We start from the raw sequence: 18,975 nt of genomic DNA, 5'->3' as shown, positions 1-18,975 counted from the left end.
CTGCAGTTTTACTAATAACGAACATATGTGTTCGTTCAACGCACATCGCTACGGTAACGGCGGTCACACTCGCCGTCAACGCCGGGTCATATCTCCGTGCCGAGAGCACAAAAAGGGACGCTCTCCACGAGCGTCCCCACGAAGACCGGGAAGGATCCCCGGTCAGATACTGAGCAGCGCGTTGATCCGCGCTGCCGTGTCCATCACCGCAGCGGCGGCACGATCGGTGTCGAGCCCTTCGATGGCGACGACCCCGACACTGGATTCGAAGCCCACCCCGTCCTGCTCGGGAGAGGTCCGCACACTGGCCGCGACCCCCACCGCGCCGTGCTCGAGTTCCCCGGCGGTGATACTGAACCCGTCCGCCCGCGCCCGACGGATCGCGTCGGTGTCGTCATCGGATGCGGGGCGGCCGGCCAGGATGGCGATGCCGGCCGCACCGCGCGAGACGGGATGGCGGGTGCCCAGCCGGTAGCCGACACGCAGGATTCCCGAATTGGGTTCGGCCACAGCGATAACCACGCACTCGTCACCTTCGAGGGTCGACAGGAATGCGGTCGCCGAGGTCTGCTGCGCGAGCTCGCGTAGCAGCGGCTGGGCCACTTCCCGCAGGCGCGGTCGAAAGCGTGATCCGAGTAGCGCCGCTCCTGCGGCCAGCCTGATGCGGCCGTCGTCGGTACGAGCTACGAGTGAGTGCGCTTCGAGGGTGGCCACGATCCGGTAGCCGATCGCTCGGGCGACATCCAGTTCGGCAGCGAGCTCGGCGATTGTCACCCCACCGGGTCGCTGGGACACAATGTCCAGCGCACGAAGACCACGATCCAGGGTCTGCAGGGTGCTCAACGATTCTCCTCGACACTCACACGTACGACTTCGAAGCCTATCGCTCCCCCGCCGAGAACAACCGAATGCCCGGCAGGTACGCGCCGAAGCCACGGATCGCGCTCTCCTTCCGTTCGCCGCGCAGGCGTCCGAAGATGAGGCGGATGCGGGGAACGCCCCGGCAAACCGGGAGCCCGCTCGTCGACGAGCGCTCTGCATCCGCCTCCCCCACCCGACTCGAAGTGGCAATCACCCCACCGAACGGGAGGTTCGGATCGATACGGACCTCATTGTCAGGGAGCCGCTTTCGCTGCCTTCAGGGCCGACCGCGATCTCGGCAGCCGGGGCGGCAGCCAATCGAGGTGGTGCTTCCACCCCGGCGCCAGTCGGACAAGGCGCGTCCCGAGGTCGACGGGCGCCCCATGGACGTCCGAGCCGAGCAGTTTCGCAGTACCGAGCAAAAACAGGCCTGAATCCGATCAGCGGAAACCCACAGTTCGCGAACTGCCAGACCGAGACCGATCACGAAAGGACCATCATCAAGTTGACGCCACGGGCCCGACCTTCAGGGGTCGCAGACAGGCTCGCAGGTATACCGGCGCTCGATCGGGACATTGTCGCCAGCGAGGCACAGACTCTGCGTCGCTTCGGTACGTGAGATCTCCCGTTCGTCGCGGGCGCGGATGACGCGGCCGAAGAGGACGGCGACGGTCACCGACACCGCGAACCACACGACGACCAGCAAGAAAACCCAATTCACATACCGAACACCGGCGAGAGAGACCTACTTGTTACCGACGAGTAGGCAAGTCACCCGCAGATTCACCCGTTCGGACGACACCGACAGTTAACGGGGCGGGCGTATCCCTCGCTCGACGCTACATATGCAACGCTATTCGCCATCGGTGCAGTCATAGCGAGGAGCGTTCAATGTCCCTCCACCGGTCGACCGTCCGTAAACGGCATCCGAAGCTTGCCGGCCATCGCGCGCCTCGAGCGACGATCGCCGCTGCCGCCCAGCACCTGCATATCGCCGAACGCCACCACGCTCCGATCACGCCGGATGCGCGCCGCCGTTTGTCGGACTTGTCGAACACGGAGCTGATCGACGTCCTTGCCTCCGAACTCGCCAGCCGTCCGCACATGCGATTGGTGCGCAACCAAGTGACGGCTTTGCTGGCGATGGCACCAACCTTGACCGACCGCAGTCAAGCTACCGAGCTCGGCGCCTACCTGGTCGACGACGCCATCGAACAGGCCGAACTCGAGAAGGCCACGCGCCGTCACATCCTCGACCACCCCATGCTGACCGCCGCCCAGGTAGCAACCGTCTTACGCCGTGATCCAGCAGATCGCTCGGTTGCCTCCCGGCTCCGCGCCGCGGGCAAGGTCGTAGCCCTGCCCGTCGGTAACAGCTACCGCTATCCGGCTTTTCAATTCGACGACGCCACAGCCTCGGTTCGTGACGTCGTCGCCGCAATCAATGCACGAGTAGATGCCGCCGCGGACCCGTGGGGTGTCGCCTCGTGGTGGCTCAGCCCCTCCCCTCGCCTCCCCGACGGACAGACCCCTGCCGATCTCGCCATGGACTCCGATTCAGAGTCCCGCCGCAAGATCGAACGACTGGCGGCGGCGATGTTGCCCGACTGATGCCGAATATCGAACCCCCGGCCGAAGGTCTGCTCCGGCCGCTCACCGCACCGTGCTCGCCGCCGCTGCGGCGGTGTCGATGAGGTGGTTGTGGCGCCAGCCTCGCGGAAGCCGGAGCAGTAGTCTGCGGCCGGTGTGGATGATCCGGCCGGCGACGGCGAGGATCCGCAGGCGTAGCCGTTTCGGTTCCCGCCGGCGGACCGCTGCGCCCTCCCCCAGCCGAGGATCTGCAGCCAGGCGAAAAGGTGGGCTGCAAGGCAAACGACTTCGAGCCACATCTGGTTCTGCGCGAAACCGTGAAACGGCAGGTTGCGCATACCGATGCCCTCGAGAGCGCGGAGGCGGTCCTCGGCGCGGGCGCGTTGCCGGTGCCGGACCTCGAGGATCGGCAACGTCCATACGGAACCGCGGGTGTGGTCGCTGAACACGTGACCCGCCAGCCGTCGGCATCGGTGTGCCACAGTTGCACCGGGTCACGGCGGACGATGACCCGCCTCCCGTCAGCCTCCCGTCAGGCCAGTCCTGCGGACCCGGCCTGGTCGCGCGGGTGAGTTCCGACATCCACGCGGTCAACTCCGCAACCTGAGCGCCGTCGCGTGCCTCCCCGTCCCCGTCGACCGCCACCCGCCACGGCCGGCACGGCCGGCACGGGCGAGGTTCGCTGCCGTCTCATCCAGATGCTGTCCGCGATCATCTGTGTCGAACACCCAACCATCGCAGCGTGTTTGCTTGTGGCCTGTGTAACACGTCGACGTGGGCCGTCGATCTGCATGTAAGTACGTACGCAGAACAGGACTCCCATGAACTCACCAGGCCAGTACCCGGGCGGACCGAACGATCCGAATGCAGGGGCACATAAGCCGCGCGGCCGCAGGAAATGGCCGATCATTGCCGGCACGGGCGCAGCCGCCGTACTCGCTATCGGAGTCCTGGGGAACGCCGCCGGAGACGACCAGGAGGCGTCGCCAGTTGTGAACACCTCGGTCGTCGCAACGACAACGACACCTGCTGCGACAACAACGACGCGAGCAACCACGGCACCGCGGGCGACGACGACGGCACCGATCACGACGACCACCCGGGTTGCACCCGCTGTCGCGCCCCCGCCGACGCAGAGTGTGACCCCCACGACCACTCCCTACGTGGCGCCCACGCCGGTGTACACCCCGCCGCCGACGACCTATACGCCGCCTCCGGTGTACACCCCGGAGCCGGTCTATACCCCACCCCCCGTGTACACCCCGCCGCCGGTCGTGGAGGCCCCGTCGAGTGTGTACTACAAGAATTGCTCCGCTGCGCGGGCCGCGGGTGCCGCGCCGGTGTACATCGGCGAACCGGGCTACGGCTCGCATCTGGACCGTGACAACGACGGTATCGGCTGCGAATAATTAACTGCAGCATAACCTTTTGTCGTTTGTCGGCTCGTCGCCACCATGCACTGACGCTGCCTTACAGCTCTGACGCCACCGAAACCACGTCCACCGCATCAAGATGCTCGAACGGCACATGCACGGTCGGCGCCGAATTCGACTTGCAGCTACTTCGGTCCCGCCGCCATCGTCAACGCGCACCGGTTCATCTTCGACAGCCGCGACGAGGGCGCCGCCGAGTGTCTTCGACATCCTCAACGACGTCGAAGACGTGTGGCGCTGCCGCACCACCGTGAACTGCACCGACGCGTGCCCCGCGGCATCCAGGTGACGAAGGCGATCCAGGAGGCCAAGTGCATTCTGGGGATCAGCCCGGGACGACCACGCCGCGACCGCGGATGCTGCCCTCGCGCAGCCGCCGGTAGGCCGTGGGGCCCTCGTCGAGGGTGAACGTCTCGGTGTGGATGTCCAGGCGGCCCGCGCGGGCCAGGTCCACGACCTCCATCAGCTCGGACCGGGTGCCCCAGTACGGGGTCACGACGGAGGCCCCGAACGGGATCATGAAGAAGCCGACCTTGGCGTGTGCGCCGGCGTGGATGCCCACGATCGAAATGTGCCCGTCGATCGCAACCACCTGCTGCGCCATGTCGATCGTCGACTGAGCGCCGACAAAATCGAACACCGCCGTCGCGCCCTCACCGCCGGTCAGCTCCCGGATCGCGTCCGCCGCACCGGCGCCCGACTTCACCGCCGCGTCGGCGCCGACCTCGCGGGCGAGCGCGAGGCGGTCATCCTCGAGATCGACCGCGATCACGCGAGCCGCGCTGACCGCGCGCAGAATCTGGATGCCGACGTGACCGAGTCCCCCGACCCCGATGACGACCGCCGTCGAGCCGGGTCCCAGCAGCGGCAGGACCCGCGAGATCGCGTGGTACGGCGTTAGACCGGCGTCGGTGAGCGGAACCGCGGCGACGGGGTCGAGGTCCCCGATCGGGACGAGATGGCGCGCCGAGTCGACGATCATATACTCGGCCATCGACCCGGGCGAGCCGAGACCGGGCGGGGCGATACCCAGCTCGGCGGCGCGGGTGCAGTAGTTCTCGCGGCCACGCGCGCACGCGTGGCACGCACCGCACCCCCACGGCCCGTACACGGCGACCGCGTCCCCCTTCTCGAATCCGGTGACGCCGTCACCGAGTTCGGCGATGGTGCCGACACCCTCATGGCCGAGAGTGAGGGGAAGACCGTAGGCGTACTGCTCCGCCGGCATGTCCATCACGAAGATGTCCGAGTGGCACAACCCGGCCGCGGTGACCTTCAACAGGATCTCACCCGGCCCGGGCGCCGGAGTAGGAAGGTCGACGACGACCGGCTCGGAGCCGATCTCGGTGTACTGGAGGGCTTTCATGCGCCCGACTCTACGACCGGGAGTGTGGGCCTGCCTGGCACTACAGCAAATCTTCCGCTATACGACGCCGGCCGTTCCGGCTCCGGAGGTCAGACGGTCCGGACGAGGACACCGACGCCGAGCCGGTTGTAGACGAACACGAGCATGTAGAGCAGCCGGGCGCTGATGCACACAGTCCGTCCTGGACCGGCGAGCTCCCCGCCCTTGTGCGTGGTCGGGCCCGATAGCTGACGGCTTCACCACTCGGCTACGTCCGCGATCTGCGCAACGGGCGTCGGCATCGCGTTCACGTGCAGCCGAAAAGTTCCGCTTCGCCCGGGAGTGATTCCCCTACAAAGGAGTTCACCGTTCTTTCGGTTCCCGCGAGAGCCACTGCACCCCGAACAGCCGCGGTCCGGTATGGGGAGGAATGAGGATCTCGGCCGCGCACTCGACGCATCTGTAGGTGCGATGACCTCTCGCACCTGATGGCCGCAGAGACGACTCGCACCAGCAGGCCGTCCATCCCACTATCACGCGCTTCGGTCCCAGTCGATGCCCGTTCGGGCAGAACTTCGGAGCGCGCTCGTAGGACGCCATGTCTACGATTTTCGCACATATGTTCGATTACGCGCGTTAGAGTGAGAGTTGGCAGGTCGATGGAGGGACGCGCAGAGCGGACTTCGGGAAGCATCGGCCTGTCTTCTTGCGTCAACGCGCTCAGGCCGAGACTCCTCGAACCCGATGACCAGCCGGTCGAATCCGGACCGAGAACCCCATCGACTTCCCACCCGAGGGTCGAGAAGTAGCGGCCCCGCTCACCCGCTGGACAGGACTACAGCTCACCCTGCGGACCGACCGGTACACGTTCCAGGGATCGCAATCAGGGCAGGAGAGCGAAGTAAAGGGGACGGGCCTTCATCACGTAAATGAGAAGTTCGTTGCCGATGCCGAAACGGCAGACGACCAGTTCCAGGAAACGGCATCAGGGTCGAAGCCGGAGGCGGAATTTTCGTGCGGTCGGGACCGGGTTTGACGTCCCGGAGGGCATTGAGCACCTGCCGTGCCTGTTCTTGCTCCACGGCACTGGGAGGTTCGACCGCGGATATGCACACCTCCTATAACTGAAATGTGTGCAGCAAACGGAACAACGCACGGCGGTCGGTGCTCGAACCGTGAGGCGGCGGGACGGACATCTGCCTGGGCCGCTGGGCACGGCCGCGAGTGTGCTGTTGAACGATCGTCGACAGCACGGTCCGAAGAACGCGAAAATCTTCCTTGTCCTTACTCGCCTCGCTGCTGCTGGTGCACCCGCTCGAGAAACGACTGCGCGCTGACCGAGGTTGCAGCGTCCCTCTCCGCCAAGCGGCGATGGAACCCGGCGAGCACAGTTGCAGGCACCGCAGTGGGGACCAGCATCATCGCGACACCGCCCACCCTCACGAAGGCCACGACTGCGGCAACAACCAGCGTCCCCACCGTCGCCCACGCCACGCTTCGCCGTGGGACAACCACCGGAACGGCACACAGCACAGCCGGCACCAGCAGTGCCTCGACGTACCCGGCACCGCCCCGATCGATCAACGATTCACTGCACGCAACGGGATCGTAGGCGGGGTCGATCTCGCAACTGGTGAACTGAGATTGGGGCCAGGACGCCAAGTACGTGGCGGTCATCGCGAACCCGCCCACCGCGAGCGCCAGCAACGACCACGCAACTCGGATCATCCTCATGCCCCATGCCTGCCAGTGACCTCACCGGACGGTTCACCCAGCACGTAGACGACGGACCATCGTGGCATCGTGATCGACATGAGTCGGACAATCGGAACGGTGCGGGAATGGCACGGCGAGCTGGGATGGGGAGTACTCGACTCACCCGAGACCCCCGGCGGATGCTGGGCACACTGGAGCAACATCGACGGAACCGGATTCCGCGCACTCACGGTAGGCGCGACCGTCCAGCTCGACTGGGAACACGCACAGCAGGATGGATTCTCGTTCCGGGCCACCCGCATCCACACGCCGCCTGAGTGACCCGCGATGACCCCGCACGACGAGGACCGGGAGCTGGTGTGGCAGGCACACGACGTCTCTGCTGGTGACTGGGTCACCGCCGAGCTGACGCGCTCGATTCCACTGTCGGATCCTTGGTGCCGCCGAGCTACGCCGGCTACACGCGGGTACTGCATCCCGCGCTGCGTGTCGAGCGCGACTCCGGCGAGCCGGTGCCGGTGCGGTGGGCCGAGGTCGCGGCCGCGACCGGGGCGGTGATCCATCCGACCGTCGAATGGTTCTCCCTGCTGTACGCCGGGACCATCCGCGGCGTCGGGGACGGCAAGGGCACTGTATGGGACGACGGACCCGAGATCGGGGACATGCCTGAAGAGCAGTTTGCCGCGCTGGCCGCGGTGCTCGCCGAGTACACCGACACCCCGGACGACTGTTGGTTCGGGTTCTGGGAAGGGCGCGGCGCAGCGCAGAGCCTGGGACTGCCCCGATTTGGGCCCCGGGTGAAGATTCCGGATCGGGAGAACTTCTGGTCCACGGCACGGTGCGCGATGCGGTGCGCACTCTCGACTCGTGGGGACCGAATCTGTGGTGGCCGCAGGACCGAGCGTGGTTCGTCGCCACCGACATCGATCTGATGTCGACCTATGTCGGCTCGTCCCTCGACTGTGCCCGGGCGTTGCGTGCCTGCTCTGCTGTCGAGGCCGTCGAGACCACCGCCGTGAATTCGGTGACCTGGACCAGTGACGGCATCAACCCGCTCCCCCCGAACCCGTACATGCGGTGACGAAGCCGGTTGCTGACATCGAAGGGCGGCGTGGACACCGTGACGCTTCTTCACGCCGACAGCGATTCTGTGCAGGAACACCGGGGCGATACCAGCGACAAGGAGGCCGGCCATGATGAGGCACACGCTCGACTTCGGTAGTCCGCTACCGCCGGGTTGGACCACACTCGACGAGGGACATCGGTCTCGGTACTGGGATCGGTTCACCGACCGGTTCGGATTCCGGCCAGGCCTTGCCGAGCCGGATTGGCCGGCGATCACCGAACCGACACCCTCGATCACGTTCGACCTCACCGCGCCCGGCGATGTTGCGGGCGCGTGGTCGAGCCGATTCGATGCGGTCAACGCCGAAGCACTGCGGTGCTTCGTCACCGAGTTCGCCGGCGATCCGATATTCGTGGTGCTGGACTGGCAGCACACCTGCTACCGGCTCGACGCGGCCGTGCATGCGAGCACCCCGGACACCGAGTGGCGGGTGCCGGTCTACCCGAACGGCGACTATTACATCTTTCTGCGCGACGACCTGAGCGAAGGCACCTTCGGGCACCCGTGGGAGCAGAGCCTGTGCGTGTTCGGCGAACGGCTGCTGGCCACGCTGGGCCGGACCTTGGCGACGTGGCTGCCTGTCACACGAATCGACGGCCGCCGCCCCGAGGATACGTAACGTCACCGAGCATCCCTGACTAGCTCAACTTCGTTGTTTTTCCTGCCATTTCGAGTATCTCGCAATGTCCTGCAGGACTCGTCGACGATGGCGGTGTCACATCCGGCGGCGCCGCCAGGCCCACACGCACCACCCGATCCCCACGAGTGAAGCCACCGGCAGCACCCATCTCCACCGGCGTAGTGTCACGAATCGCTGGTACTGCTCGCTCGACAAGAACTGCACACCGGGTCGATTCGCAGTGGGCGGTTCCCACCAGTAACTTCCCGAGCCGGTCAACACCTGAGGCCACGCGAAGACGCCGATTGCAATCGCGATGACGATGCAGGTGGCGGGGAACGCCACCCAGAACCACGGGAACCCTGGGGCGCTGCCGAGCCGGGCGCGTCGCGGCACCACCACGCCCGCCACTACCCCCACCAGTGCCAGAACACCCAACATCAACCACGCCATGCGGTCGGACGATACGGCGCATCCACCGGCAGGTCCGGACGTGACGCACGGTGCTGTCGGAGGATCCGAACAGGGAGATGCCGTGACACACTCACCCGAATGGATCTGTTCCCGGCAATCGAACCCTACGACTCGGGACATCTCGCGGTATCCGACGGCAACGTTCTCTACTGGGAAACTGTCGGCACCCCGTCGGGCCTTCCCCTCGTGTATCTCCACGGCGGACCGGGGGGCAGGCTGCACCGCGGGTACGCGCAGGTACTTCGATCCGAGCGTGTTTCGCGCGGTGCTATTCGATCAGCGCAGCTGCGGACGCAGCACGCCCCGAGCCGATGATCCGAGCACCGACCTGTCCACGAACACCACCGACCACCTCATCACCGATATCGAGCGCCTCCGCGAACACCTCAAGATCGACACGTGGGTCGTGGCCGGGGTGTCCTGGGGCGTGTGCCTCGCATTGGCCTATGCCCAAGCACATCCCGACCGGGTGGCAGCCATGGCGTTGGGAGCGATCACCACCGGCAGCCGCCGGGAAGTCGAGTGGATCACCCGGGACATGCGGCGAATCTTCCCGCGCGAATGGGAACGGTTCATCGAACCGGTGCCACCGGCCGAGCGAGACGCAAACCTGGCGACTGCCTACGCGCGCCTGCTCGCCCATCCCGACGCGACCGTTCGGGAGAATGCGGCGCTGCGCTGGTGCGAATGGGAGGACACCCACGTCTCACTCGTTCCCGGCTGGGCGCCCTCCCCCCGCTACCAGGACCCCACCTTCCGGATGATGTTTGCGCGCGTGGTCACCCACTACTGGGGCAACGACCACTTTCTCGGCAACAACCAACTACTCGACGGCATGCACCGACTGGCGGGCATACCGGCGGTTCTCGTTCACGGCCGGTACGACATCTCCGGCCCGCTCGACACCGCGTGGGAGCTGTCCCACCGGTGGGACAATAGTCGCCTCGTTGTCGTCGACGATGCCGGTCACGGCGGGGGCAGCTTTGCTGGCGAGCTGGTCGACGCGATCAGCAGCGTGGCCGAGACGACGCGAAGGTAAGGACGGTGGTTGTGCACGCGCTTCCTTCCAGGTGCCGGTACAACGTCACACTGCCTATCCAGAAGATCTCCGCGATCTCGGATTGATTCATCCCGTTGTCGCGCACCACCCGCGCCAACTGATCTTCCTCGCCGTCATCGCCGGCGGACTGCCCCCGACCCCGGTGCCGGCACGGACCGCAGCCAGGCCATGTGGCTGAAGTGCGGGGCCGAAGACAGTCCGGGGATGGCGTCAAAGCCGCGCGCAGCGACGACGACCACGCCGACATCAAGCGTGTCCGCGCTGCACGACGGGTGCCGTCAGCCAGGCGCCCGCCTGCGAACCAACCGGACATCCGGAGCCCCGACAGGCGACGAGCCATGGCAACGACGAAAACATCCCACCTTGACGGTGACGTCGAGGTGGGACGTTTGTGCCGCCTGAGAGGTCGGGGGTCGCTCAGGTCGCAATTGGATCATTGGCGATGTGTGCGCACAGCGCAGCTGAACAGCTCGCCGGCCGTGACTTCGTGACGCGATCGGGACCCGATGGTTGCGAGATACCCGCCTCGCCCTCCCCCGATCGAAGGCGAGACGGGGCGTGTTCCGAAATCCCCGACTAGAACACGTTATCGCCGAACTCGGAGTCTTGCAGGTCGTTTCGGGAAGCATGCGGTGTGGGCGGTGCCGGACGTCAACGTTTCACATTCCCATCGATCAGCCCGGGTCGATGCCATAGAACCGGCGGCCGTCGGGTGTAGTGACCTCGGCGATGACCCCGAAGTCAGGGTCGTAGACGACCTCGACATGTACGGCGCGCTCGGACGGCTCGCCGGGCTCCCGGCTATTGTCCGAACCACCGTCGGTAGTCATCGACTTATCCATCCGGTCAGCGATGCCAGTATCGATGTGCAGTGTGATCACCCTGCATGGCGATCGGCTACGAACGGGACCTCCGCAACCAGATCGGGACGTTGCCGCAAGCACGTTGCCGAGAGGTGATGTCCGGCGAGATCTGACTTCGGTGCGTACGTGCAGGTCCCGGATATGTCCCGTTGCAGCCATGCGGCGATTACGACGTGCGCTCCTTCAACGCTGCGGACCGGTCGAAGGGGGCGGGTATCCCCCTCACCATGGGCTACGTGAACTGGTTCGAGCTGTTCATGGTGAACGGAACCGGGTGACTGAACGTCTGAACGCGGACTTCTCGGAATTGCCATAGTGCGTCGGGCCGGCCGCTGAAGCGGATATATGCCCTCGAGTGTTCCGGCCAGCGGTGGCTACGTGAAGGATCTGCGCACGCTTCCTGCTGTCGCATTCCACGAACGTTCGGGCGCGCAGAACTCAGCAACACCCCTCACGCAGCACCGTGACCGCAGTCGGCTCCGGCATGAGCTCCTGCTGCGCTCAGAAGGTGTCGTTGATGGTGATCCTGTCGTACGTCGCTGGGAACTTGTCGCCACTGGAGCAGTTCAAGGACGTGGTTTGACCGACCGGGATCTGTTCTGTCGTGCAGTCGACGAGCGCCACTACTTCGTTTCCGTCCATGAACTTGATCTCCACGAACGCGCCGTCCCTGTCGCCTCGCGCATTGGTCACCTTCAGGCCCTCTATCTGGACGTAACCGAGTCCGTCCTGCGTGACGGACCATCCGGGTGCGTACTGGAAGCCCGAAACCTCGAAGGGTTGACCCTCGGAGATCGTCAGGGGGTTATCGGGCCCGCCAGGGGCGGAGTCCTGGGCCTCCGCGGTTTCGATTGCCTCGTTGACCTCGTTCGCGGCGACAGCGAGGAATGCGATACAGCCGCCGATCGCCAATACACCCACTGCGACCAGCGCCAATAAGATGTTGCGCACGGTGTGCGATTTCTTGGGCGGCTGGGGTGCCGACGGAGGCGGTCCGCTGTTCTGTACGCGATCGGTCCACCGGCTTCCGTCCCACCATCGCATGACACCGGATGGGTCGGGGTAGTAGCCGGGTGCGGGCGAACCGGCACCGCCGGGATTCGATGCGTCGGACATCAGTGGAATCCTTTCCGCTGGTGGACGTTCGGTTTCCATCGAACGTAGTCACGGGAAGTACGTTCGGTCGCGTTTTCGGTCACGATGTAGTCCCGCATCGGTGAGATGAATCCTTCGAGATGCACAGGCGCTTTCCGGTTGGGGTCTCGATGTCGCCGATGTTCAGGAGGATCCCTGAGCATCTCGATGGAGCGACCCGCACGACCATCAGCAGGATTGCCCGGACCGAGTTGCTCGTCGTCGACGATATCGGCATGCTTCCGTCCGGTCAGGCCGCCGCCGAGGCGTTCTACCGTCTCGTTGATGCCGCCTACGAGCGGCGCAGTGTGGTGGTGACCAGTAACTTGCATCCGTCCGGGTTCGACACGATCATGCCGAAGACGCTCGCCACCGCCGCGGTCGACCGGTTGCTGCACCATGCGCATGTGGTGATCACCGAGGGCACTTCTTTGCGGCTGCAGGATGCAACCGCCGGACGCGGGGTGATGCCCTTGGCCTGACCTGGTGCGGGAGATCAGTTGACCGCCGGCAGGGAGATCAGCTGTCCGCGCACAGGGACACCATCTGTCCGCCTACAGGGACGCCCTCATGTCCCTTGACAGGTGGGAGTCAGCCGAAGTCGACGCGGATCCCGCTTTACCGTGCGCGTCGTTCCAGCGATCGGGGTCGAACGCGCTCGCGCGGCTGAGAGGGTCACCGGCTCACGTGTGCCGGCGCTGACGCTGTGTGGGGGCGCTCCTGGTCGTCGTGGAAGCCGGTTCAAGGGTGACCTGCACGCTGATCTGAGGTCTTTCTCGCTTGATCTCGACGCGGACCTGCGCCCCCGTAGGTGCCGGTGATGCCTTGTCGAGCAGGTAGGCGCAGATCAGGCGGTCGTGGATTTCCGGCGCGACGCCGAGTGCGACTGTGCTCGAGATGGCTGCAGCGCCATTCGATGCGCGGAAGGCGGTAACGAGTTCGTCGACGATGCGGTCGAGCCGCAGCGCGGTTGCTGTGGTCACCTTCTGGCGACGCACCAGAGTGTTGGGTGCACCCTGTCGGGATGCGACCCATCCTGCGCTGCCGAGTGTGGAGGTTCGGCGCGCGGCATGGGCACGCCGAAGTGCGGTGGACGCAGTCCGTGCGCGCAGCGGCAGAGACGATCTCGTCATCAGTCGATCCTTATCCGTGGATGTAACGCTGGATCAGGGCGCTGAAGCGCGCGTGCGCCATGCGCAGGCCGGTAATGCGTTGTCCCTTGTCCGCCATAGTCGCTAAGCCTCGGAGGACACGCGCGGCGTCTTTTCGAGAACCTGTGCAGGGTTGGTCGAGTTTCCAGACCCGGAGGTCGTCTCGGTGTTGGTGGACGATGGCCATCAACGAGCTCAAGTCTTCGACATCCTTCGGGTGATGGCGGCTGTTCCAGGCGAGCGCTTTGAGCACGACCGCCGATTCCACGTCCGGTATGCATACGGTGAACGTGGTGGACTCACCGTTGTAGAGCTGGGCGTGGACCGCCACGTCGAGCGGCTGAGAGTACAGTGCGAGGGACAGTCCGGGAATGGCGTCGAAGCCGAATTTCTTGTCGCCGAAGAATTTTGTTTCTCGTCCTTGTCCGGAGGTCGCTGGTACCAGCAGGTCGACTGCGAGGGGATGGTCGGGATCGCCGGAGGGGGCCTCCCATCTGTTCCCCCGGACGCGCGTGTATCCGCGGCCTACGAGTTTGGTGTCGAGGTCGGGACTTCCTGCAATTTCTGGCGAGATGCCGGCGTCCGCGTCGGCGGTGGCACGTTGGTGTGCGTCGCTGGCGGGATAGACGTAGGTGAGCAGGTGGACCATGTGGCCACCGATGACCCGATAGTCGAGACCTGCGGCTGCGGCGGCCAGGTCCGCAAGGGCACGAAAACCGAGATCGGCTGCGTTCGATGCTGATTGGACGACGATGTCGGTCACTGCTGGGGGCTATCTACGTACCGCGCCATGAAGGATCGCGTCCTGTAGGTGTTCGGCTGCGTCGAGTGCGTCTGTTCCTTCACTATGCATCACATCGTGCAGCGCAATGATCGGGTCGGCGAAGTCGGGGGTCGAGTCGGTGAGGACTGCGGCGGTATGCCAGAGGGTGGGATCTTCTGGGACGGTTGCTGTGAAGGTGTACTCCTCGCGTGAAGCGACGCTGAAGCCGGCAGGGACGAAATCGAGAAGTTCGCGCATATAAAGGGCCGCTGTGACCGGCATGCGCCAGGGTGCGTAATGGTCGGCGGCGATGTCTCCTGTCTGGAGGCAGTCGACGTCCATGTCGCGGCACAGCTGTCGTGCGTGGGTGATCTGCCCAGTGGGCGCGTCGAGTCCGTACCAGTAGGTGCAGGCACCTCCCGGGCCGGGATATTCGTCGAGGAAGCGGGTCAACAGCTCCTGCCGTCGGTGGACCGTCCAGCCGCCTTCTACCGGTTCGACATACTCGTGGCCTTTGAGAGCTTTCGACACAGCCTGGGGTGTGGTGTGCAGATGATTGGCCAGGATCGTCTGGGGCAGCGGTTGGGGGGACAAGAGCAGGAGGCGTTCGATCGCCCACCGGATCCACGGCGGTCGCCCCCTGCGACGGAGCGGTATGTGGTCGGGTGGGGGTTCTTGATTGATCGTCGTGGAGTAGTCGGTGCCGTCGACGATCAGACGACGTTCATGTACAGCGAGCAGGTGAACGACCGAAGCGTTAGCCAACTGCGTGAGATGTGAAGTGGCGCGTGCAACAACGAGAAAAAGTTTCACGTCGCGTTGCTTGCTACGTTGCGCGCCGACAAGTTTTTTCAGGGCGCTGGGTGTGGGCGGCGACGCGGACGCTTTCATTTGCACGGGTAGTGCCTGCCGACCTGGAGGGGTGAGCACCCAGTCCGCGAGCGAGCCGTTCGTTTCCGCCCGGAAGTCGGCAGCGCGAAGCACGCTCAGCGCGTCTGTGATCAGGTCACTTGTCGACTGCACGGCACCTACCAGATCGATAATCCATATGCAAACAACCTATAGTGTAGATGATTGGATTACGTTGATCGACGCGCCGCGTTGAATCCCCACGCGGGCACGCGAGAGTTCTGCGTCAGAGCTGCAGTCTCGGCGGTAGATGGCAGTGAAGAGTCTGCGGAGACGGTCCTGCACCGGTAGCGGCCGTAGCCCGGTTTGCCAGCTGATTCGATCAGTGTCAATATTGATGGGTGTCGATTCAAACTGATAGTGGTGACCTCTGCTGCGCACCACTGGTACGGGAGCCCCTGACGGAGAACTGGGCCGCAGAGCTGGCTCGGATGTTCAAGGCGATCGGAGACCCGGTACGTCTACGGCTGCTCAGCCTGATCGCCAGCCATGAGGGCGGCGAAAGCTGCGTGTGCGACATCAGCCCGGCCTTCGACCTGTCCCAGCCGACCATCTCGCATCACCTCAAGGTGCTGCGCGAAGCCGGCCTGCTCGACTGTGAGCGCCGCGGCACCTGGGTGTACTACCGGGTGATCCCCTCTGCCCTGGCGCAGTTGTCGGCGGTGTTGTCCCCGGAACGGGGAGTCGTGCCCGGCTCGGACTGCGCCATGGTCGACGATGCGGCGGAGCCAACGCGATGACCACGACGAACACCGAACACCCGGCGGTCGTCGGCAAGATGTCGACCCTCGACCGGTTCCTGGCCGTGTGGATCGGCGCCGCCATCGTCGTGGGCCTGCTGCTCGGCCGGATGATCCCCGGACTGGGTGAAGCGCTGAGTTTCATCGAGATCGACGGCATCTCCCTGCCGATCGCCCTCGGTCTGCTGATCATGATGTACCCGGTGCTGGCCAAGGTGCGCTACGACCGCCTCGACACCGTCACCGGCGACCGCAAACTGCTGGTCTCGTCGCTGATCCTCAACTGGATCCTCGGCCCGGCACTGATGTTCGCACTCGCCTGGCTGATGCTGCCGGACCTCCCCGAGTACCGCACCGGCCTGATCATCGTCGGTCTCGCCCGGTGCATCGCCATGGTCATCATCTGGAACGACCTCGCCTGCGGCGACCGGGAAGCCGCGGCGGTACTGGTGGCGATCAACTCGGTGTTCCAGGTGATCATGTTCGCGGTGCTCGGCTGGTTCTACCTGTCGGTGCTTCCCGGCTGGCTGGGTCTCGAGCAGGCCGCCCTCGATGTCTCGCCGTGGCAGATCGCCAAGTCGGTGCTGATCTTCCTCGGCATTCCCTTGGTCGCCGGGTTCCTCACCCGCCACTTCGGTGAGAAGGCCAAGGGCCGCACCTGGTACGAGGACACCTTTCTGCCGAAGATCGGGCCGTGGGCACTCTACGGGTTGCTGTTCACCATCGTGATCCTGTTCGCGTTGCAGGGCGAGCAGATCACCTCCCGCCCGTTGGATGTGGTGCGGATCGCGCTGCCGCTGCTGGCGTACTTCGCGATCATGTGGGTCGGCGGATACCTGTTCGGTGCCGCGATCGGCCTCGGCTACGAACGCACCACCACCCTCGCGTTCACCGCGGCCGGCAACAACTTCGAGCTCGCCATCGCCGTGGCGATCGGCACCTTCGGCGTAACCTCCGGGCAGGCCCTGGCCGGGGTGGTCGGACCGCTCATCGAGGTTCCCGTCCTCGTCGCCCTGGTCTACGTCTCCCTCGCCCTGCGCAACCGTTTCGCCCGCCGCGAGTCGTCACACCTGCCCGCATCGAAAGAGGTTTGATCCGTGAGCGCACCGAGTGTGTTGTTCGTCTGTGTCCACAACGCCGGCCGCTCCCAGATGGCCGCCGGGTTCCTCACCGCCCTGGCCGGGGACCGGATCGAGGTGCGTTCGGCTGGCAGCGCCCCGGCCGAGCAGGTCAATCCGGCCGCGGTCGCGGCGATGGCCGAGGTCGGCATCGACATCTCCGGGCAGAATCCGAAGATCCTCACTACCGAGGCGGTGCAGACGTCGGATGTGGTGATCACGATGGGCTGCGGGGACACCTGCCCGGTGTTCCCGGGCAAGTCCTACCGGGACTGGGTGCTCGACGATCCGGCCGGGCAGGGCGTCGAGGCGGTGCGCCCGATCCGGGACGCCATCCGCGCCAAGGTCGAAGCCCTCGTCGCCGAGTTGACCGCCCCGTCCTCACCGCGCTGACCTGCGAGGTTCTTCGATGACGACGAACGTCGATGTCGTGGTGGTCGGCGGTGGGCAGGCGGGTCTGGCTGCCGGCTACTACCTGCGGCGGGCCGGGCACCGCTTCGTGATCCTCGACGACCAGGAACGGCCGGGTGGGGCGTGGCCGCACATGTGGCCGTCGCTGCGGCTGTTTTCCCCGGCGGAATTCGCGTCGCTGCCGGGGTGGCCGATGCCGCGCTGGCCGGACGGTTTCCCGCCTGCACGGCATGTTGTGGACTATCTCACCGCCTACGAAGCCCGCTACGGCCTGCCGATCGAGCGGCCGGTGCGGGTGCAGGCGGTGCGGCGCGACGGCCCTGATCTGCTGGTCGACACCGACCGCGGGCAGTGGCGGGCGCGGCGGGTGATCAGCGCCACTGGTACCTGGCAGCGACCGTTTCGGCCGAGTTATCCGGGCATGAAGGTGTTCACCGGGCGGCAGTTGCACACCGTCGACTACCGTAGCGCGGCCGAGTTCACCGGCTCGGACGTCGTGGTGGTCGGGGGTGGCAACTCCGCGGCTCAACTCGTCGCCGAGATCTCCACTACCGCGAGAACCATCTGGGTCACCAGCCGGCCCCCGCGGTTCCTGCCGGATGGCGTCGATGGCCGGGCGTTGTTCGAGCTCGCCTCCCGCCGTGCAGTGGCCCTGGCTGCCGGACGGACCGATCCCGGCGGCATCGCCGCCCTGGGGGACATTGTGATGGTCCCGGAGGTGCTTGCCGCCCGTGAGCGTGGCGTCATGACCGCGCTGCCGATGTTCGATCGGCTCACCGTCGACGGCATCGCCTGGGGACAGCGCCACCAGCGGGCTGATGTCGTGGTGTGGGCCACGGGATTTCGGCCCGCCCTCGCGCATCTGCGGCCGTTGCGGTTGCGCGATCACACCGGCACGGTGCCGGTCGCCGGCACCCGCTCGCTCAAGGAATCGCGCCTGCATCTGCTCGGCTACGGCGACTGGACCGGTCCCGGTTCGGCCACCATCCTCGGCGTCGGCCGCACCGCCAAGGCCACCGTCGCCGACCTCGACCTCGATCTCGACCTCGACACCTGATCTGCGTGAAAGGACCTCGACCGTGAGCACACCCTCGGCGCTGTTCGTCTGTGTGAAGAACGGCGGAAAGTCCCAGATGGCCGCCGGCCTGATGCGGGCCGCCGCCGGCGACACCGTTACGGTGCACTCCGCCGGTACGAAACCCGGTGCCGGCATCAATGCCCTGGCGGCCGAAGTGCTCCTCGAGGTCGGCGTCGACATCACCGGCCAGACCCCGACACCGGTCGACCCCGACCTGGTCCGCGACGTCGATCTCGTGGTCACCCTCGGCCGCGAAGCCCACCTCGAGCCGGTGGCCGGGACACAGTTCGAGAACTGGGACACCGACGAGCCGTCCGAGCGCGGCATCGTCGGCATCGAACGGATGCGGCTGGTCCGCGACGACATCGCCGCTCGTGTCACCGACCTTGCCGACCGGCTCCGTCGCTGAAGACACCGATGTCGGCCACCCGAATCCGGTGGCCGACCTCGAGGGAAGCCGTTCAGCAGCAGGACGGTGCGGCCGAAGCCTGCTGCGTGTCCTCGGCCGGGGCGGCGGTGCCGCAGCACATGCCACCCACGGCGGTGGCCGGATCGTCGAGATGCTGTGGGCTCGAGCCGAAGGT

At 65.8% G+C, this 18,975-nt stretch carries 21 protein-coding genes and 4 pseudogenes; 14 read left to right on the top strand and 11 right to left on the bottom strand.

The features are described from left to right. Positions 1-162 precede the first annotated feature (162 nt). Entirely contained in the window at positions 163-843 is a 681-nt protein-coding gene (locus ACNJ7K_RS27110) for an IclR family transcriptional regulator (protein ID WP_487042616.1), read from the bottom strand. Between the two features lie 544 nt (positions 844-1,387). Beyond that, on the bottom strand, positions 1,388-1,582 hold the full coding sequence (locus ACNJ7K_RS27105; protein ID WP_487042615.1) for a hypothetical protein: 195 nt from the start codon (positions 1,580-1,582) through the stop codon (positions 1,388-1,390). 170 nt (positions 1,583-1,752) lie between these two features. On the opposite strand from ACNJ7K_RS27105, the gene ACNJ7K_RS27100 reads away from it, so the two are divergent. Next, positions 1,753-2,472 carry a hypothetical protein gene (locus ACNJ7K_RS27100; RefSeq protein ID WP_487042614.1) on the top strand — a complete coding sequence of 240 codons (720 nt, stop codon included), beginning with the start codon at positions 1,753-1,755 and terminating at the stop codon, positions 2,470-2,472. Positions 2,473-2,514: 42 nt separating this feature from the next. On the opposite strand, the pseudogene ACNJ7K_RS27095 reads toward ACNJ7K_RS27100, so the two are convergent. Continuing rightward, positions 2,515-3,114 (bottom strand): annotated as a pseudogene (locus tag ACNJ7K_RS27095) (transposase); the annotation flags it as partial. Positions 3,115-3,590: 476 nt separating this feature from the next. Between ACNJ7K_RS27095 and ACNJ7K_RS27090 the strand changes: the two are divergent. Next, positions 3,591-3,860 (top strand): excalibur calcium-binding domain-containing protein, encoded by a 270-nt coding sequence (locus ACNJ7K_RS27090; protein ID WP_435876558.1) that lies wholly within the window; start codon positions 3,591-3,593, stop codon positions 3,858-3,860. 147 nt (positions 3,861-4,007) lie between these two features. Then, positions 4,008-4,196 (top strand): annotated as a pseudogene (locus ACNJ7K_RS27085) (succinate dehydrogenase iron-sulfur subunit); the annotation flags it as partial. A gap of 13 nt (positions 4,197-4,209) precedes the next feature. Here the strand turns inward: ACNJ7K_RS27085 and ACNJ7K_RS27080 are convergent. Next, complete coding sequence (locus ACNJ7K_RS27080) at positions 4,210-5,250, bottom strand: NAD(P)-dependent alcohol dehydrogenase (protein WP_487042613.1); 1,041 nt, start codon at positions 5,248-5,250, stop codon at positions 4,210-4,212. 1,263 nt (positions 5,251-6,513) lie between these two features. Continuing rightward, positions 6,514-6,957, bottom strand: coding sequence for a hypothetical protein (locus ACNJ7K_RS27075; RefSeq protein ID WP_487042612.1), 444 nt, complete (start codon positions 6,955-6,957; stop codon positions 6,514-6,516). An 84-nt stretch (positions 6,958-7,041) separates the two neighbouring features. On the opposite strand from ACNJ7K_RS27075, the gene ACNJ7K_RS27070 reads away from it, so the two are divergent. The 4 genes from ACNJ7K_RS27070 to ACNJ7K_RS27055 all read left to right on the top strand — a co-directional run bounded on the left by ACNJ7K_RS27070 (position 7,042) and on the right by ACNJ7K_RS27055 (position 8,690). Beyond that, positions 7,042-7,266, top strand: coding sequence for a S1 domain-containing protein (locus ACNJ7K_RS27070; RefSeq protein WP_041804424.1), 225 nt, complete (start codon positions 7,042-7,044; stop codon positions 7,264-7,266). A 116-nt stretch (positions 7,267-7,382) separates the two neighbouring features. Then, complete coding sequence (locus tag ACNJ7K_RS27065; RefSeq protein ID WP_487042611.1) at positions 7,383-7,877, top strand: hypothetical protein; 495 nt, start codon at positions 7,383-7,385, stop codon at positions 7,875-7,877. Beyond that, positions 7,877-8,026: a hypothetical protein gene (locus ACNJ7K_RS27060; protein WP_171061646.1), complete on the top strand. Its 150-nt coding sequence runs from the start codon at positions 7,877-7,879 to the stop codon at positions 8,024-8,026. The genes ACNJ7K_RS27065 and ACNJ7K_RS27060 overlap by 1 nt, the downstream gene beginning before the upstream one ends. A gap of 112 nt (positions 8,027-8,138) precedes the next feature. Beyond that, on the top strand, positions 8,139-8,690 hold the full coding sequence (locus tag ACNJ7K_RS27055) for a DUF2716 domain-containing protein (RefSeq protein ID WP_487042610.1): 552 nt from the start codon (positions 8,139-8,141) through the stop codon (positions 8,688-8,690). Positions 8,691-8,786: 96 nt separating this feature from the next. On the opposite strand, the gene ACNJ7K_RS27050 is transcribed toward ACNJ7K_RS27055, so the two are convergent. Beyond that, a complete protein-coding gene (locus ACNJ7K_RS27050) occupies positions 8,787-9,143 on the bottom strand; it encodes an amino acid permease (RefSeq protein ID WP_099698772.1) in 357 nt (118 codons plus the stop codon). A 99-nt stretch (positions 9,144-9,242) separates the two neighbouring features. On the opposite strand from ACNJ7K_RS27050, the pseudogene pip reads away from it, so the two are divergent. Beyond that, positions 9,243-10,203, top strand: a pseudogene (gene pip / locus ACNJ7K_RS27045) (prolyl aminopeptidase). Between the two features lie 695 nt (positions 10,204-10,898). On the opposite strand, the gene ACNJ7K_RS27040 reads toward pip, so the two are convergent. Together ACNJ7K_RS27040 and ACNJ7K_RS27035 are read right to left on the bottom strand one after the other, a co-directional pair. Continuing rightward, entirely contained in the window at positions 10,899-11,105 is a 207-nt protein-coding gene (locus ACNJ7K_RS27040; RefSeq protein WP_487042609.1) for a hypothetical protein, read from the bottom strand. A gap of 483 nt (positions 11,106-11,588) precedes the next feature. Next, on the bottom strand, positions 11,589-12,242 hold the full coding sequence (locus ACNJ7K_RS27035; protein WP_080678623.1) for a DUF2510 domain-containing protein: 654 nt from the start codon (positions 12,240-12,242) through the stop codon (positions 11,589-11,591). Between the two features lie 146 nt (positions 12,243-12,388). Here ACNJ7K_RS27035 and ACNJ7K_RS27030 point away from each other — a divergent pair. Further along, a pseudogene (locus ACNJ7K_RS27030) lies at positions 12,389-12,703 on the top strand (ATP-binding protein); the annotation flags it as partial. Positions 12,704-12,904: 201 nt separating this feature from the next. Here ACNJ7K_RS27030 and ACNJ7K_RS27025 read toward each other — a convergent pair. From ACNJ7K_RS27025 to ACNJ7K_RS27015, 3 genes are read right to left on the bottom strand one after another with little or no spacing between them, the layout of a single operon-like run. After that, on the bottom strand, positions 12,905-13,354 hold the full coding sequence (locus tag ACNJ7K_RS27025) for a hypothetical protein (RefSeq protein ID WP_487042608.1): 450 nt from the start codon (positions 13,352-13,354) through the stop codon (positions 12,905-12,907). Between the two features lie 10 nt (positions 13,355-13,364). After that, positions 13,365-14,135 (bottom strand): hypothetical protein, encoded by a 771-nt coding sequence (locus ACNJ7K_RS27020; protein WP_487042607.1) that lies wholly within the window; start codon positions 14,133-14,135, stop codon positions 13,365-13,367. Positions 14,136-14,144: 9 nt separating this feature from the next. Next, a complete protein-coding gene (locus tag ACNJ7K_RS27015; RefSeq protein ID WP_487042606.1) occupies positions 14,145-15,158 on the bottom strand; it encodes a hypothetical protein in 1,014 nt (337 codons plus the stop codon). A 227-nt stretch (positions 15,159-15,385) separates the two neighbouring features. Between ACNJ7K_RS27015 and ACNJ7K_RS27010 the strand changes: the two genes are divergently transcribed. The 5 genes from ACNJ7K_RS27010 to ACNJ7K_RS26990 are packed head-to-tail and all read left to right on the top strand — an operon-like array spanning position 15,386 to position 18,800. Beyond that, complete coding sequence (locus tag ACNJ7K_RS27010; RefSeq protein WP_487042605.1) at positions 15,386-15,784, top strand: ArsR/SmtB family transcription factor; 399 nt, start codon at positions 15,386-15,388, stop codon at positions 15,782-15,784. Further along, positions 15,781-16,878: an ACR3 family arsenite efflux transporter gene (gene arsB, locus ACNJ7K_RS27005; protein WP_487042604.1), complete on the top strand. Its 1,098-nt coding sequence runs from the start codon at positions 15,781-15,783 to the stop codon at positions 16,876-16,878. Before ACNJ7K_RS27010 ends, arsB begins: the two co-directional genes overlap by 4 nt. A gap of 3 nt (positions 16,879-16,881) precedes the next feature. Continuing rightward, positions 16,882-17,295: an arsenate reductase ArsC gene (locus ACNJ7K_RS27000; RefSeq protein ID WP_487042603.1), complete on the top strand. Its 414-nt coding sequence runs from the start codon at positions 16,882-16,884 to the stop codon at positions 17,293-17,295. 16 nt (positions 17,296-17,311) lie between these two features. Continuing rightward, a complete protein-coding gene (locus ACNJ7K_RS26995; protein ID WP_487042005.1) occupies positions 17,312-18,370 on the top strand; it encodes an ArsO family NAD(P)H-dependent flavin-containing monooxygenase in 1,059 nt (352 codons plus the stop codon). A 22-nt stretch (positions 18,371-18,392) separates the two neighbouring features. Beyond that, positions 18,393-18,800: an arsenate-mycothiol transferase ArsC gene (locus ACNJ7K_RS26990; RefSeq protein WP_487042003.1), complete on the top strand. Its 408-nt coding sequence runs from the start codon at positions 18,393-18,395 to the stop codon at positions 18,798-18,800. Positions 18,801-18,975: the final 175 nt, after the last annotated feature.

It is taken from the genome of Rhodococcus shunpengi (assembly GCF_048381395.1).
Lineage (GTDB): Bacteria > Actinomycetota > Actinomycetes > Mycobacteriales > Mycobacteriaceae > Rhodococcus.
The sequence above is the reverse complement of the archived record's forward strand: the minus strand, read 5'-3'. Positions and strand labels throughout refer to the sequence as shown.

Coding starts and splice junctions, on each gene's coding strand:
- arsB (WP_487042604.1), top strand. CDS start 15,781: ATGACCACGACGAACACCGAACACCCGGCGGTCGTCGGCAAGATGTCG.
- ACNJ7K_RS26995 (WP_487042005.1), top strand. CDS start 17,312: ATGACGACGAACGTCGATGTCGTGGTGGTCGGCGGTGGGCAGGCGGGT.
- ACNJ7K_RS27060 (WP_171061646.1), top strand. CDS start 7,877: ATGTCGACCTATGTCGGCTCGTCCCTCGACTGTGCCCGGGCGTTGCGT.
- ACNJ7K_RS27055 (WP_487042610.1), top strand. CDS start 8,139: ATGATGAGGCACACGCTCGACTTCGGTAGTCCGCTACCGCCGGGTTGG.
- ACNJ7K_RS27050 (WP_099698772.1), bottom strand. CDS start 9,143: ATGGCGTGGTTGATGTTGGGTGTTCTGGCACTGGTGGGGGTAGTGGCG.
- ACNJ7K_RS27035 (WP_080678623.1), bottom strand. CDS start 12,242: ATGGAAACCGAACGTCCACCAGCGGAAAGGATTCCACTGATGTCCGAC.
- ACNJ7K_RS27025 (WP_487042608.1), bottom strand. CDS start 13,354: ATGACGAGATCGTCTCTGCCGCTGCGCGCACGGACTGCGTCCACCGCA.
- ACNJ7K_RS27080 (WP_487042613.1), bottom strand. CDS start 5,250: ATGAAAGCCCTCCAGTACACCGAGATCGGCTCCGAGCCGGTCGTCGTC.
- ACNJ7K_RS27070 (WP_041804424.1), top strand. CDS start 7,042: ATGAGTCGGACAATCGGAACGGTGCGGGAATGGCACGGCGAGCTGGGA.
- ACNJ7K_RS27075 (WP_487042612.1), bottom strand. CDS start 6,957: ATGATCCGAGTTGCGTGGTCGTTGCTGGCGCTCGCGGTGGGCGGGTTC.
- ACNJ7K_RS27100 (WP_487042614.1), top strand. CDS start 1,753: ATGTCCCTCCACCGGTCGACCGTCCGTAAACGGCATCCGAAGCTTGCC.